This window comes from Paenibacillus sp. UNC451MF, from assembly GCF_000686845.1.
Lineage (GTDB): Bacteria > Bacillota > Bacilli > Paenibacillales > NBRC-103111 > Paenibacillus_S.
Window position 1 is genome coordinate 13,089 of the sequence record NZ_JMLS01000036.1, and the last position, 15,380, is coordinate 28,468.

Consider the following 15,380-nt stretch of genomic DNA (forward strand, 5'->3'; position numbering starts at 1 on the left):
TCTAAGCATATGTCATTAGGTGAATGGATGATATGTACATTAGTGGAATTTAGCAAAACGCTTTTAAAATCGGTCAAACTCCCATATTTTTTTTTTGTAAAAAGAATATTATGTATAAATATCTTTCGAAAATGAGGTGGGATTGGGCTTGGATATCCATCAATTGCCTGCTGATGCCGTGTTAATCGGGCGTGGAAAACAAGGAGCCGTTTATAAGCTCTCATCCGACCGGTGCGTTAAAGTTTATAAGAAAGAAAAGCACGCTGCCAAAGAATATAGATCTTATTGTCTTGCGGAGGGTTCACCATTCATTCCAAAGATATACGAACATGGCTCTAACTACCTAGTCTTAGAATATATACAAGGAGAACCATTGAGCAAAGCCATAGAGAAGAACCAGACGATTACAAGAATCGAATGCGAGCATATCTTAAACATGATTCATGAGATGACACGACTAGGCTTTACGAGAATCGATACAGCTTTATTCCATATCTATATTCAAGGAGATTCTTGCAAGATTATCGATTTGGTGAATTCCTATCATAGACAGTATTCCATTCCTAAGGTGATGCTCAAGGGATTGGCGAAAGTTGGGGTGCTACAACCTTTTTTGCAGCACATCAAAGAGCTGGACACCGACATTTACAAGAAGTGGACTGATTATATAGTGACAAGGAGCGAACGATATGGGGACCTCCAAGCATTTAACGAATGATATTTTGTTCGCTCTTAAACATGTAAGCGAAGTATTTCCGATAGGCAAGTTTCAAGGAATAGGGCGTAAACTAGGAGGAGCTTACAATTTTAATATAAAGATAGCGACGAATAAGGGCGAATTCGTGGTCAGAATATTGAACCATTCGAATACGGTGGAGCATTTGCAGTATGTTCAAAAAGCTCTTGCGGTATTAACCGAAAAAGGAGTTCCTGTCCTGAATCCGGTTCTTACAGAAAAGGGGGACTCATTCGTCTTCTATGATGATAAATTGCTGCAGGTAACTCCTTACGTCAGGGGGGAATCCTTTCAGTGCCTGCCTAAGCAAGTAAGTGCGAGTGCTCGGATGCTCTGCGCTTTCCATCAAGCCATTCAACATCCCGAACCAGGTCCGAAGCCGGCATGGTCCTTTTATCGATCCTCCGATTACTATACCGATGCTTTAGAGCAAATGAAAAACTTACCAGGTATTCCGAGCTACCAGCACTATAAAGCGGAAAAACTAGCTGAACAAATAGAAGAATCCTGGGAGCAATCACAAAAGAATTTGCCGGATGCGGTTATCCATGGCGATTGGCATTTTTGGAACCAATTATATCAAGCAAATGAAGTATCCAGCATTATGGATTTTGACTTTATTCAGCAGGGAAAACGAATTCATGACATCGCTTATTCCTTGTGGGCGATCTATATACTGCTGCCTGAGCATTCCAAGGCTTTTGACGAGCTGTTTATTAAACAGTATGTTGGTCTAACGGACGAAGAAGTAGCTATTCTTCCTACTGCTATAGCCAGAGTGGGAATGTTTTTCCTCTGCCAATCGGCATATTCTATTAATCCGGAAGAGAAGTGGCGCAAGCATTATCGAAGGCAATTACCCTTGATAGAGTGGCTCTTATCGGAGGAAAGCCGTAGGTTCCGAGAATTGATTCGAGGAAAGGATGAGAACGTAGTAAGCTCAAAAGATGAATCGGGCAAGTTAGATTAGGTCCTTTATATAAGAAGAATAAAAAAACCGGAATGGCAAATGCCGTTCCGGTTTTTTAACTATTTGTTATGGTTTACGACGTACCATTCTCAAGCTATCGTAATCTGCAATATATTCAAAGTCATCCAACTGGCATAATTCATCGACAGCTCTACGCACTTCCGGTGAATGGGTGTAATCATGAAATGCTACGACTCCTCCGGGCATGAGGCGCAGTGCATAACGATCAATGTCATGCTTGACTCCCATATAACTGTGATCTCCATCAATAAATAAAGCTGCGATGTCACTCGGGCAATCTTCATATGCTTCAGTACTCCACTTGCGAATAGAAGTGATTTCATCTTGAAGTCCCAGAGTTCGTACATTACGGTGAAAATCATCGTAGCAAGATGCCACCAGAGGATCAATGGCATATATCTGTTTTTTGCTCAAGGTCAGCAACTGGCTGCCTACAGCTAAGCATGCGGCGCTTTTTCCTTTATAGGAACCGATCTCTACAATGTCTCCATCCAATTGATCGACCATGGAAGGAAGATGAAGCAGTGCAACCTGTTCCATGGTACTGAGCCAGCCTTCCAGATGCTGGACCATCTGAAACCAGTCTGGAATGCGACCATTCAGCCTTGGCTTTGTTTCCCGTGTTGGAGGAGAGGTTTGTCTAGCGTTTGAAGCTAGAAGCGTAGTTGCTTGAAGCACTTCCGGCAGGACGCCGTTATATTTCACGGCCCTTTTCCAAATATAGGGATGCGTTGGGTGGAGATCTTCGCAGCGCTCTGTCCAGCTAAGCCATTTATCGTGGAACCAAGCCTCTGTGTTGAAATCTTTGGCATGACCCCATGAATTGATTTTACGATACACTTCTTCGTCGTTAAGAACATAGCTGCCATGAAAGCAAAGGGCATCCAGGAAGAAGGCATCTGAACCTGGCGTCGGGGTACGCAAATTGTGAAACCAAATGTCTCGCTTACAGTTCATTGCTATATTAGGGTAACCGTGCACGATAGAATGCTGATCATTTACCAGTATATACTCCCATGATTTCCAGAATGTGCACCAGGGAGTTACATAGTAATCGTGATCAGGATGATCCGCGATCGTTTGCAGCATTCGTCTGTAGTCTTCACTTGTATAATATTCATCTGCATCATGGACAAGCAAGAAGTCAAATCCGTCTTCCTTTGCTTTTGCGAGGCAGCTGTTTCTTTGATCATGTTCCCAATCCCACACACCGGTAATCAATTCAATTTTATCAGCATAGGGAGATTGCTTAAGAATATCGGGGTCAGCTGTATTCTTCATTTCTTCCCGGGCTTGAGGGTTATAACGCCAAGGAACTTCACTATAGGAAACATAAATTTTTTCAACATGCGGCCCACAATTTTCTAGCATCTGCAGTATGAACTTTTGACAATCGAAGAGTAGGACATGCGCCGCGAATCTTTTCTTTGTCATGAGCTTCCTCCTTAAGGAATTAGGCTTTAGGTTCTATGAAGATGAATTAGTATATGAGGAGTGGACCTGTTGCTACTGTATAGGGGCCTAAACGCGATAATGAAAAGTTTTTGCATGAGCAAACAAGCATATGAGCCTAGTAGATATGAGGATATGAGTGGATAATAAAAGATAAAATGTTAATATTTACATCTAGGAACAAATGTTCTATTATGTAATTAGCCCCCATTTATCCTAGAGCAAAAGTTACTTCTTTTTATAGGTTCATAGTCCTCATTTTGAAAAGGAGAGCTCCTTAATAATGCCATTCATAAACACAGGACCTTTACCACCCGATCGGGCGCACCTCGTAGAGAAGTTGCTTCAAGATATGATTTCACTCCATCCGGATGTCGATGGCTTTATTCTGACTGGCTCCATCTGGAATCCGGAAACTCAATTACCCTATTCAGACATCGATATTAATTGGCATGGTTCCAAAAATGATCGTATCAAAGACCTGCGCTTGAATAACCATAGTATTTTTCAGGAGTCGGGAGTTACGATAGAGATGGCCAATTATTTCTGGGGCAACTTGTCGCAGCCCGAGACAATGCGTCTTTCCGTCATAGTCTCTTTGAATCGAGCCCACATTTTATGGGAGAAAGAAGGCAGATTCTCCGTTCCTCAACAACAAACGTACAGACTGTTGAGTAATGCTGTCTGGGTTAAAGAAGCGATTAAGCGATCCATATCGGATCTTAGGACGAGGGCGAATCAATGGTTAGACCCTGTGTATTGTAAGGAAAACAAAGATAATCATCATGCATTCGATTTTGTAAGAACAGTTGTTGGTCCTACAGCTGGATTGTTGGATCCTATCGACTTGCGGCCGCCAAGCGCTGCTCGCAAAGCCTTGATGGATATTGCGCAAACCAGCGCATTATGCGGCTTACCAGATATTAGTGAGTCCATATTGCGTTGTTTAGGGGCGGACAAGATTTCGGTGACAGAGGTGGAGGAATGGAACAGGCTGTTGAACGATTTATATGCCCATATCGCAAATCTTCGTCCTGAGGTTCAATTGGTTAAGCGGGAGTACCATGTCCTCGGCATTCAAGCTATGATAGCTAAGGGTTATCCACGAGAATGCGTCTGGCCGCTATGGCGAGGCTTTGTCGACTGTATGGAGTTTTTGAAAGATATTTCTCCTAGAGGGGAAGAAGCATTCATCCGATTTGCAAAAAGATTACAACTGTACACGGTTGAGGATATAAGCGAGAAAGCGGTTCAATACGCAGCCATCGTAGAAAGGCTTCATAGTCAACAAAAGCAATTATCGGATCATCTTTTAACTGTCATTGCATCCCAAAGAAATTAAATAGATGACTTTTGCTGGTTCACCGTGCTTGAAGGGGGAGAGCAAGCTGCTTCATGTTGCAGCTTGCTCAGCCTATACTAGAGTTTCCACTTACGCATAAGGGGAACGCCGATCCGATTGAGCAGTCGATCCAACACGGTCCAGCCTGCTCTACGTATCCAAGGTAAGTCAGCATCGAATACCGCGCTGTATTCAATATGCGGTATTGCTCCGCGGTTGCGCTTAAATTCTGCGGCACCGGAACTCTCGTGCAACTGCCAACCGAACTGCTCGGATATATCAATAAGTACGGCTGACAGCATTCGATACAGTCCTACCTCCCGCGGTAGAGAGGTGTCATAGCCAAAGACGGGCGTAGTCATAACTCCGTCCTTCACATAAAATCCAAGTACGGCATCTAATGTGCCGGTTAACTCATTACGTAGGGCATAAATCTGTAATGTTCCTGATAGAAGTGCCTGATCAAAGAAGGCTTCAGTAAACCATGGGTTACACCGTGAGTGCTTTTCCAGGTACACCATATTATATAGTAATCTTAACCGAGGAACGTCGGTTAATGTCAGTCGTTCTGGCGGAACAACCTCATATTTGTTCTTAATCAGCAGTCGACGGTCGCGTTTGATTAGCCACCTTGCTTTACCGCTAGGTGGGGCAAATAAATACACTTGTCTACTCGGAATGAAGCGGAACTGTTCCTGCCGAAGTACATGAATCCAAGCTCCATTCAAGATTGGTGTAAGTGATCGAAAGATAATGGTATGTTCAGGGAATTTGGTTCTTAATAGACGAAGCCCTTCGATTAAATTGCGGGGAACACGAGTCGGGTACAAGTTGGTTGAAAAAAGCCCATTGTTAATATGTACCGTTTGATTCATATGTCCAGCTTTTAAAAGTAGTCCCATTCCATCTAGCATCCAGCCTAATATAGACTCTAGAAAGGAGCTCTTTAGTTTATATAGTTCTTCCCTGGCATAAGTAACATAATGAGTAAAAGGTGAGCATACATAGCTATTCTCATATTCTTTGTTATTTACCGTCACGGGTACAAGCATGTCATCGATGCGGAGCACATACAGGCTAGTTGTCACATTGGCGACGTAATGCGTGACCGAGTTCTCAAGCCACGGAAGCAGCAGTTTAGCTACCTGATGGCCCTCTGGAGTATCAGGAAATGGGATACGATGTGCTGATGCTCTATCGTACAGTTCCACTGATGGTGTTTGCAGTGAATCTAGACCCAAGGGAACGGCTCCTTTCAATATTTTGAGCTTTATATCTGTCAGGTTATCGAATTTCTGCATTTGACTCTGTTTGTAATTGAGTTTCTAGGAATGGCAGTATCGGTTCTCCAAGCTCTAAGAGTAACTCATAGATAGCATAATCGGTTTTCCAAAACGCCCTTACACTATTTGGACCCAACACACCGTCTTGAAGAGAGGTGAGCCAATAATTAAACTGCTCTTCAGTGTTTTTTTGTTTAACGGAGTGGACCACCTGATTGGGGATTGAATCATTTTAGCTCATAGAGGAGGTCTCTAGTGTTACCTATCCAAAAAGGCGTACTGTTTTTTTGTATGCTTACATTTTATACTAACTTTACTTTAAGTAAAGGAGAGAAAATTATGACTGAACAAACTATTCGCTTGCTGATGCCGTAATGGCAAGGAGAAAACAATCCCAACTTATACAATTAATATGAATATACAATATGTTTATGGAATTGGAAATAAACATTTACTAACATTAAAACAGTCTATCTCACTGAGATCAGGCTGTTTTTAATTATGTTATGCCCAACATTATTTTACGATTCGAGGGGCGGAATGACAGTAAATAAAGGATGAAACTATTAGGCAGAAGATGAAGTTTATACAGTGTGAAAAAACAGGTTAAATAATTATTTATAATGTATATACATTATATTTACAAGTGAATACATGGATGTTATAATCCGATCAATCACTGAAATCTGCATGAGTTGAAAAAAGTGATTGAACTAATAAATATAGTTAAATACGGGGTGATTACTATGAGGGCTTACTCCAATGTCTAATGGTTGCCAATTTTAAGAAAGCGTCTTCATTACCTTGCCGGAATTCATATTAATGAAACAATACATAATGATGCCGAACAGGTACGTTGGAAACTTCTAACACTATTTGATTGGAGGATACCGTGATGAAAAAAATAATGTTTATAACGTCCATAGCCATGAGCGCGCTTTTCTTTTCAGGATGTTCAACCGTCAATAAGGATGGAAAGAATGATTCAATGGATAAACCCGCCGTCGATAATGCCCCGGTTACTTTAACAATCGGCATGCCTAACGGGTGGATGACCGACGAAGAAATCAAGCGATACATCGTAGATCCTGTAAGTAAGAAATACCCATGGATTACTGTGCAAATGATACCGTTAGTTCAGGGGAAGATGTTGCCTGAGCTCGTAGCTGCCGGTCAAACACCCGATATTGTCATCGATAGCAACGTTGGTGGCTTTTCCACCTGGAAGGACTTGGATTTAGTCATATCGCTATCTGACCTGATCAAAAAATATAATTTGGATCTGGGGCGGTTTGAACCAGAGGCTCTTGATGCGATTAAAGCGGGAACACAACGGGATGACCTTATCGCAATCCCCTACTGGAGACATTTTTCCGCTCTCTATTACAACAAAGAAATATTCGATAAATTCGGCTTGCCGTATCCGAAAGACGGCATGACTTGGGATGACGTGTATGAGCTAGCCAAAAAATTGACAAGAACTGAAAGCGGAATTCAATATCGCGGATTGGAACCGAATGTAACGGAGCGAATGGCATCCCAGTTAAGCCTCCCCTTTGTTGACCCCAAGACGTACAAATCCCTCCTTGATTCCGATCAATGGCAGAAGGTATTAAGCAATGCAGCAAGGATTCGACAGATCCCAGGCAACGAGCAGATTACCTATAACTCGGCCGCTAACGAACTCTTGTTAAAAGGAACCCTGGCCATGATCGCTTCGGTCAACATTATTTACGAGGGGAAACTATATACGAATCCTGATATATGGGATATCGTTAGTTATCCAATTTGGCCGGAGGCACCAGGTACTGGAATGAGGGTAGACGAACACGCAATGGGAATCACAACAACTAGCAAGAATAAGGAAACTGCTTTTCAAGTGATTTCGACCATCACATCCGATGAAGTTCAGATGGATATGTCGAAGCAAGCTCGGGTCAGCATCCTTAAAGATGCAAAGATAAGAGACGCTTTCGGTTCCAATATTGAATTTCTCAAGAACAAAAACGTTCAAGCCATCTACAAAACAAAACCGGCGAAATCGTTTACTCCAACAAAATACGATTCAATAGCAAGTGCTGCTATTAACGAAGCGTTGAAAGATATCGTCGAGAAAGGTAAGGACGTTAATACAGCATTAAGAGAAGCGGATGAGAAAGCGAATCAGCGAATACGCGAGAAAGAAGCCGGCGCCAAATAAACGGGTCAGAAACCATGCTTGTTGAAAAAGAAGAAGGGGACGAAATGAAGCAGGCAGATACATCGATTTAATTAGTTTTACAAAATTTATCAATATAACATAAATGATATATACGAATATACAATATATTTACAAGGGTATTTTTGGATGTTATAATTTGATCAATCATAGATACTCTTATTGATAATGGGGGGAAGAATGAATCAACGTTTAAGACCCAGTTAGAATAGGGCAACTAATGACATAGATAGAGGGTCTTGGTCGTCACATTGAACTTCAACATCCGCATTAACGGATAAGGTTTCAATGAAAAGTTTAGATTCGTACTAGGGAGGGGCAAAATCCAATGTCCAAATTTCACAAACGTTCGTTTAAGAAAGCGTATTCATTGCTAATGATTGGTTCTATCTTTTCCGGTTTGCTGGCAGGCTGCAGCGGTCAAAAATTGTTGGAATCAGAGGCGTCCGACCCCAAACTAAAGGAACCTGTTCCAGTTGAGCTTACATTGGCACCTTATTTTTTAAACATGACCGATGAAGAATTCGATCAGGTGCTCATCAAGCCATTGAAGGCGAAATATCCTCACATTACTTTGAAGATTGTACGGGATGATATTACCAAACTGGTTACCGCAGGTCAGACTCCCGACATTATTTATTCGGCCAATTCAAGATTTTCAGTCCTTAAGGAATTGGATATTCCGTATGATGTAAGTGAATTCGTAAAGAAATACAATATGGATTTAAGTAAATTCTCAAGTCCAAATATCGATTGGATAAAGGATTTAGGTCCTAAAGGGGAGATTTACGGGATTCCTTTTGCTCTAAATCAAATGGCGCTATTTTATAACAAGGATCTTTTTGATAAGCGGGGTGTTCCCTACCCTAAGGAAGGCCTAACGTTCGATGAGTATTTGGAGCTTGCCAAGAAAATGACCTATTTTGAGGATGGGGTCCAATATCGCGGAAGTCTTCCCACCAATCCTGAGTTTTATGCCAGAGTGAGATCTTTGTCTTTTGTCGATCCGAAGACCAATAAGGCGGCCCTTAACAATGATCAGATTAAATCGATTATGGAGCAGGTCCAAGCTTTTTATCAAATTCCCGGAATGGTCCAAAATGGACAAAAGCCGCCTGGTTGGGACAGCTTCACTAAAACGCAGCAAACCGCCATGTATCTGAACTGGATTCCTGATACGGTAGGCTTCATTCAACAGGCCGGAGGGCAGCTCAATTTCGACCTTGTTGGAGCCCCTTCCTATAAGGATAACCCTGGAGTCACCATTGACCACGGCGCACAAATGATGGTCGTTTCCAAATCATCCAAGATTAAAGAAGAAGCCTTTCAGGCGGTTCAGCTCTTTGCTTCTCCGGAAGTTCAAACCATTTTGAATAAGAAAAGCCGTTTGACCGTTTTGAATGACGAGTCGATCAAAAAAGATTTTCTTGCCGATGTAGAAGTGGCGAAAGGCAAGAACATTCAAGGAGCGTTGAAAGTCAAATCGGCGAAAATGGCCCCTCCCAACCCGTATCACGTTATCGTTGCTGGTAAAATCAACGCAGCGGCTGAGACGTTCGTAAACGGAACTAAGGATGTAAATACCCTGCTCAGGGAAACGCAAGAAGAAGCGGATAAGGCGATTGAGCAAGAGTTAGCCAATAAAAAGAAGTAATTCAAGAGATTCGTTGACGTAACGAATCGGTTGGGGGCGAAGGATATGTCAGAACATAGGAACATCTTGTTTGTTGGGACTTATTCTCCGGCTGATCAAGACGGTATTCATGTCTTATCTTGCGATCCGGAAACCGGAAGAGTACAACGCCTCAGCAGTATTGGCGGCATAGAGAATCCTTCGTATTTGGCAGTGCATCCTGACACCAACAGGCTGTATGCAGTTAGCGAAACGGCAGATAACGGCTTTGTGGTCGCATACCAATTTGATCCGGTTAGAAATGTACTCGTTGAATTGAACCGTCAGCCAACGGGAGGCGGTTATCCATGTCATCTCAGTTTGGATATAGAAGGAGCTTGGCTGTTTAGTGTCAACTACATGAGCGGTAGTGTGTGTTTATTCCCCATCCGTGAGGATGGAGCAATACTTCCGCTCTCGGATCAGATTCAGCATGCAGGGGGCAGCATTCATCCCGACAGACAGGAGGGACCCCATCCCCATTCCATTGTGAATATCCCGAATACGGACTTTTGGCTAGTGCCGGACTTAGGAACTGACCAGCTATACGTATACCATCACGATAAATTCCGTGGGAAACTGAAGCTTCAGGCGGGAGCCGTTGCTGAACCGGGCGCGGGTCCTAGGCATGTGGCATTCCATCCAAGTATGCCGATGGCTTATATCATCAATGAATTGAACTCCACGATAACGGCTTACCGTTATGAGCGCCATACAGGTTCGTTAACGCTTTTACAAACGGTAAGCACGTTCCCAGTCCAATACATGGGAGAGAACGCTTGTGCGGATATCCATATCAGCCTGAATGGAGAGTATCTATACGGATCCAACCGAGGGCATGACAGCATCACCGTGTTTAAAGTTTTACAAGACGGATGTCTAGAGCAATCTGTTGTAGCTGCATCGGGAGGAAAAACACCGAGAAATTTCGCGCTAGATCCCAGCAATTCATTTTTACTAGCGGCAAATCAAGACTCGGACTCTATTGTCACTATGAAATTGAATGATAGAGGAATTCCGGAATCTACCGGTTATGCAATCGAACTATTCAAACCGGTTTGCTTGAAATTTTATCAGAACTACTAAAGGAAATGTTCGTTTCCGACATGAAATGTATGCAGAATCTTATATAGATAAAAGGAGTGGAGCAAGTGGTATCACCAAAGTATGCACACGTCATTTCACATTCGCATTGGGATAGAGAGTGGTATTTGCCCTTTGAAAAGCATCGGGTACGTTTGGTTGAATTGATGGATACGTTAATCGATTTGTTTGAGAAGGACCCTGAATTTCGAAGCTTCCATCTCGATGGGCAAACCATTGTTTTGGATGATTACCTGCAAATCAGACCGGAGAAGAAAGAGATTATTGCCCGCATGGTAAGAGAAGGGAAGCTTCTCATCGGTCCATGGTACATCCTGCAGGATGAGTTCTTAACCAGCAGCGAGGCAAATATCCGGAACTTATTAATCGGTCATGAGGACGCAAGTGAATATGGTAGTATTTGTAAGCTGGGGTATTTTCCTGATTCGTTTGGCAATATGGGGCAGGCGCCGCAAATTTTGCTTCAAGCTGGTATGGATACGGCGGTCTTCGGGAGAGGCGTGAAGCCGGTCGGTTTTAATAACGAAGCAAGGGGAGACTATGAATCGGCCTTCTCGGAAATGAACTGGCAATCACCGGACGGCTCAACCGTACTAGGGATCTTGTTTGCCAACTGGTATCACAACGGCATGGAAGTTCCGACAGATCCTGACGAGGCGAGGGTCTATTGGGAACGGAAGATCCGGGACGTGGAGAAGTATGCCTCCACACCTCACCTGCTGTTCATGAATGGCTGTGACCATCAACCCGTACAAACGAATTTATCGGAAGCGCTTCGTACAGCGAGAAGCTTGTACCCTGACATTGAGTTTATTCATTCCAACTTTAACGAATATGTAGCCCAGTTGAAGGGCAAGCTGCCTGAGAATCTATCGACCATACGCGGGGAGCTACGAAGTCAGCGAACGAACGGTTGGTGGACATTAGTCAATACCGCTTCCGCTCGGGTGTATATGAAGCAGGCGAATCAGAAAATCCAAACCTTTTTGGAGAAAGTCGCCGAACCGATTGCTACATTAGCCAAGCTGACGGGGCATACGTACCCTAAGCATCTATTCACTTATGCGTGGAAAACACTGATGCAAAACCATCCGCATGATAGCATTTGCGGTTGCAGCGTTGACGAGGTACACCGCGAAATGATGACCCGGTTTGATAAGAGCTATCAAGTCGCTGAGCAAATTACAGCCCATAGTTTGAAAGCTATTACTTCTATGATCGATACCGAAACGGCATTTGAACCATCTGCGATTCCTTTTACCGTATTCAATACATCCGGTTGGAATCGTACCGGTGTAGTCAACATCGACCTGGAAGTCAAGAGAATTCCGCTCGCGAACAGGAATCGAAGCAAGATCGTCGAGGAGCTGAAGGAGTTATCACTAGAAGGCTATGTTGTAAAAGATAGAAACGGGAATGTCATTGATGCCAAAGTGGAGGATCTTGGGGTAACTTTCGGCTATGAGCTGCCCGACGATAAGTTTCGCCAACCTTACATGGCTCGTTCCGTGCGTGTTCAATTCCTGGCACAAGATATACCGGCTTTGGGTTATACAACATTTGCCTTATACAGAGATTTATCGCATATTGCAAGTTCGTCTAGCCCTCTTAATAAAGCCATTCCATGTCAGATGGAGAACGAATTCTTATCTGTTGTCATCGCCGAAGATGGAACTTATGAGATCACCGATAAAAGATCGGCTAAGACTTACACCGGCCTGGGCGCTTACGAAAATACGGGTGACATCGGTAATGAGTATATATTCAAGGCACCGGAGGGAGATATTCCGATTACGACCCGTGGGTTACCGGCTGAAATCTATGTAGAGGAACAAACCTCCTATCATACGGTGATTGCCATCATTCATCATTGGGAAATTCCTGCCAGCGGAGATGAACTGCTGGATCAAGAAATCCAAGAATTCGTCCCGTTCCTTGAACGTAAAGCACAAAGAAGCAAACAGACGCTCCCGCTAACCATTAAGACTCGTCTCACGCTGGAACAGGGAGTACCGCAGCTTAAGATTAAAACGAGTCTAAGAAACGAAGCCAAGGATCACCGTATTCGAGTGCTGTTTCCTACCGATATTAACTCGGCTGTTCATTACGCCGACTCCATCTTTGAGGTAGCAAGTAGAGAAACGGTACCTGCACCAGAATGGACGAATCCAAGTAATTGCCAGCATCAGCAGGCTTTTGTCAATGTACGAAACGACCAATACGGACTTACGATTTGCAATTGGGGTCTAAATGAGTATGAGGTATTGCGAGATGGCAGAGGGACGATAGCCATAACCTTATTAAGAGCTGTTCAGGAATTGGGTGACTGGGGAGTTTTCCAGACCCCGGAAGCACAGTGCTTGGGAGATCATGAGTTGGAGTACGCCATTATTCCGCACGGGGATAAACATGATGCCCAACAGTCGTTTGCTGCAGCCTATCAAGCGCAGATTCCTTGGACCACGATGCAGACTCCATTGCAATCAGGAGTGCTGCCGGCGGAGCATCAATTTATTCGTTGGTCAGGCGATGGGCTGGCTCTCACAGCAGTTAAGATGAACGGTTCTTCTGAAGACCTCATCATGCGATGGTTCAATATGACCGATCTGCCGACGCAGCTGCATATTGAGTATGTAAATGGAAGTCATAACACCCTTTACAGAAGTAACGTACTTGAAGAAGAGGGAGAAAAGCTTGGAATGGGATCTGAGATTCCGATTCGTCCGGCGGAAATTGTAACGATCGGAGGAAATCCGGGTTTGTAACCAACAAAGCCAGTATACACAGTATACAACTGGAGAAGACACTCTTTATAGGTGAACCATACCGTAGACGGACAATTGGGGACAATGGATGGGGGAGATAACAACGGCAGCAACAATGGTAAGAACATGATGGTCAATTTCGATAGACAAAAAGTAATTTCAGCGTTAGGTAGCCGATCTGGCGATATCCAAGTAACGCTTAGCGGTCAATTAATGGATGACAAAAAATTTGAGGGAACAGCGAATATTAGAGTGATCGAATAATAATAGTCTAAAAACCCGAGGTTGCTGCTAAGCGGCAATCTCGGGTTTTCCGTTTGAGAATATTTGTATTCTATAACCATCGGTTTAGGCTCTAGAACCTGCTTCTTTCACAACGGTTGGATTTGTCGTCGAATTCCGAATGACAAGTTCGTTCGGGAGAATGACATTGCGGCGGTCCTGTCTGGGCTCCTGAATGAGGGATACGAGGAGTTTGGCAGCCTCTCTGCCCATATTTTTCTCATTCTGATTGATATAGGTTAATGGAATTTCCGAATGTTCAGAATGAGCATAGTCGTCGAAACAAACAATAGACAGATCATCAGGTATCTGGAGATTTAGGGATTTGGCGGCTTTCATTGTCATCAAACCAATTGCCGAATTCGTTGTAACCACAGCTTGAACATCAGGATTTTCCATCAAATAGTTTTTAATTTGTTCAACAACCGGCATTCCGCTGCTTAGAGTAAGTCTCAAACGGTAATCGATGAAGAGACCAGAATCGCTTAGAGCCTGTTCATATCCGTGTAAACGATCTTCAATACTAGTCGTTCCGGAGACGGCTGTACTTATAAAGCTAATCTTGGTATGTCCAAGATTCGTCAAGTGCTTTGTAGCTTCATAGGCACCTTTGAAGTTATCTGAGCTTATATAGTTAGCATCAAGTCCGCGGAGATAACGGTCTATGATGACAAGTGGAAATCGGTCTAAAGTTAACTTCAAGATTTGATCATTGAACGTTTCACCATCCACAGGATAAATAATGATCCCATTGACCTCAAGTTGTTGGAACTCCTTGAGTAATTTATTTTCTAGCTCCTGTGAATCATGAGTAAGCTTGAATATTAGGTGATATCCATGTTCGGCCAATTCATCTTCGATCCCTGTCATTAAGTTGGCGGTAAACAGGTTATCGAGCCGAGGCATAAGAAATACGACAAGGGGTGACCCGCTCACTATTTCTTGAGGCTCATAGGCAATCAGCTGATTCGATGCATCATCGGAAATGTAGGAGCCTCTTCCTTGAATGCGGTTGATCAAGCCTTGTTTCACGATATCAGCCATGGCGTTTTTTACGGTTATTCGGCTGACATTGAATTGCTCGGCTAATTCATTTTCCGAAGGGAGCTTGTCCCCAGGCTTCCATACCCCCGAATTCATTTGATTGATGATGTAATTTTTTAATTGTATATACATAGGAACCCTTTTTGGGGTATTAGACATAAGAATATTACTCCCTTGCTTTTTTATAACAAATATACAACTTTTTCTGACTTTAGTAAAGTCCATAGAAATGGTGTTGTTCCTATCGATGACTCTAAATGATACTATCAGCAAATCGAAGGGGGGTATTCAGCATATCATTGATGTTTGATTGAGGGATCAAAATGATTAGTTGGAAGATGCTGTCCATCGGATTGTTCCCAAATATATCGTAGATAATTTTCGTGATCAACATGTAGCTGCCATCAATTACTCCGATGGGGTTGTATTGATTGCTGAACCAATGCATTTCCGGGTATTGACCGTGTTGATAATGACGGGGTCTTGCTTAG

General features: G+C 43.2%; 11 protein-coding genes. 8 read left to right on the forward strand and 3 right to left on the reverse strand.

The genetic code is table 11. The features are described 5' to 3' along the window. Positions 1-148: 148 nt before the first annotated feature. Both BP97_RS41200 and BP97_RS37615 read left to right on the forward strand, forming a co-directional pair. Positions 149-718: a hypothetical protein gene (locus BP97_RS41200; RefSeq protein WP_028552061.1), complete on the forward strand. Its 570-nt coding sequence runs from the start codon at positions 149-151 to the stop codon at positions 716-718. Then, on the forward strand, positions 690-1,706 hold the full coding sequence (locus tag BP97_RS37615) for a phosphotransferase (RefSeq protein ID WP_051621012.1): 1,017 nt from the start codon (positions 690-692) through the stop codon (positions 1,704-1,706). Before BP97_RS41200 ends, BP97_RS37615 begins: the two co-directional genes overlap by 29 nt. Positions 1,707-1,772: 66 nt before the next feature. Here the strand turns inward: BP97_RS37615 and BP97_RS41205 are convergent, their stop codons facing one another. Further along, positions 1,773-3,161 carry a class I SAM-dependent methyltransferase gene (locus BP97_RS41205; RefSeq protein WP_231506451.1) on the reverse strand — a complete coding sequence of 463 codons (1,389 nt, stop codon included), beginning with the start codon at positions 3,159-3,161 and terminating at the stop codon, positions 1,773-1,775. A gap of 301 nt (positions 3,162-3,462) precedes the next feature. On the opposite strand from BP97_RS41205, the gene BP97_RS0127880 reads away from it, so the two are divergent. After that, positions 3,463-4,521, forward strand: coding sequence for a hypothetical protein (locus tag BP97_RS0127880; protein ID WP_028552063.1), 1,059 nt, complete (start codon positions 3,463-3,465; stop codon positions 4,519-4,521). Between the two features lie 77 nt (positions 4,522-4,598). On the opposite strand, the gene BP97_RS0127885 is transcribed toward BP97_RS0127880, so the two are convergent. Beyond that, complete coding sequence (locus BP97_RS0127885; RefSeq protein ID WP_231506452.1) at positions 4,599-5,762, reverse strand: GNAT family N-acetyltransferase; 1,164 nt, start codon at positions 5,760-5,762, stop codon at positions 4,599-4,601. A gap of 937 nt (positions 5,763-6,699) precedes the next feature. Here BP97_RS0127885 and BP97_RS0127895 point away from each other — a divergent pair. The 5 genes from BP97_RS0127895 (at position 6,700) to BP97_RS0127915 (ending at position 13,827) form a co-directional block, all read left to right on the forward strand. Further along, positions 6,700-8,004 (forward strand): ABC transporter substrate-binding protein, encoded by a 1,305-nt coding sequence (locus BP97_RS0127895; RefSeq protein WP_028552065.1) that lies wholly within the window; start codon positions 6,700-6,702, stop codon positions 8,002-8,004. Positions 8,005-8,350: 346 nt separating this feature from the next. Continuing rightward, positions 8,351-9,676: an ABC transporter substrate-binding protein gene (locus BP97_RS0127900; RefSeq protein WP_028552066.1), complete on the forward strand. Its 1,326-nt coding sequence runs from the start codon at positions 8,351-8,353 to the stop codon at positions 9,674-9,676. Positions 9,677-9,721: 45 nt separating this feature from the next. Next, positions 9,722-10,780, forward strand: coding sequence for a lactonase family protein (locus BP97_RS0127905; RefSeq protein WP_028552067.1), 1,059 nt, complete (start codon positions 9,722-9,724; stop codon positions 10,778-10,780). Positions 10,781-10,845: 65 nt separating this feature from the next. Further along, the gene (locus BP97_RS0127910) at positions 10,846-13,563 is read left to right on the forward strand and encodes an alpha-mannosidase (protein WP_036746647.1); all 2,718 of its coding nucleotides are present in this window, start codon (positions 10,846-10,848) and stop codon (positions 13,561-13,563) included. 51 nt (positions 13,564-13,614) lie between these two features. Further along, positions 13,615-13,827 carry a hypothetical protein gene (locus BP97_RS0127915; protein ID WP_028552069.1) on the forward strand — a complete coding sequence of 71 codons (213 nt, stop codon included), beginning with the start codon at positions 13,615-13,617 and terminating at the stop codon, positions 13,825-13,827. 84 nt (positions 13,828-13,911) lie between these two features. Here BP97_RS0127915 and BP97_RS37620 read toward each other — a convergent pair whose 3' ends face one another. Further along, positions 13,912-15,048, reverse strand: coding sequence for a LacI family DNA-binding transcriptional regulator (locus BP97_RS37620; RefSeq protein WP_051621013.1), 1,137 nt, complete (start codon positions 15,046-15,048; stop codon positions 13,912-13,914). Between the last annotated feature and the right edge of the window lie 332 nt (positions 15,049-15,380).

Bases quoted from the DNA above. Each gene is read 5' to 3' on its own strand.
- BP97_RS37615 (WP_051621012.1), top strand. From the start codon at position 690: ATGGGGACCTCCAAGCATTTAACGAATGATATTTTGTTCGCTCTTAAA.
- BP97_RS41205 (WP_231506451.1), bottom strand. From the start codon at position 3,161: ATGACAAAGAAAAGATTCGCGGCGCATGTCCTACTCTTCGATTGTCAA.
- BP97_RS0127880 (WP_028552063.1), top strand. From the start codon at position 3,463: ATGCCATTCATAAACACAGGACCTTTACCACCCGATCGGGCGCACCTC.
- BP97_RS0127895 (WP_028552065.1), top strand. From the start codon at position 6,700: ATGAAAAAAATAATGTTTATAACGTCCATAGCCATGAGCGCGCTTTTC.
- BP97_RS0127900 (WP_028552066.1), top strand. From the start codon at position 8,351: ATGTCCAAATTTCACAAACGTTCGTTTAAGAAAGCGTATTCATTGCTA.
- BP97_RS0127905 (WP_028552067.1), top strand. From the start codon at position 9,722: ATGTCAGAACATAGGAACATCTTGTTTGTTGGGACTTATTCTCCGGCT.
- BP97_RS37620 (WP_051621013.1), bottom strand. From the start codon at position 15,048: ATGTCTAATACCCCAAAAAGGGTTCCTATGTATATACAATTAAAAAAT.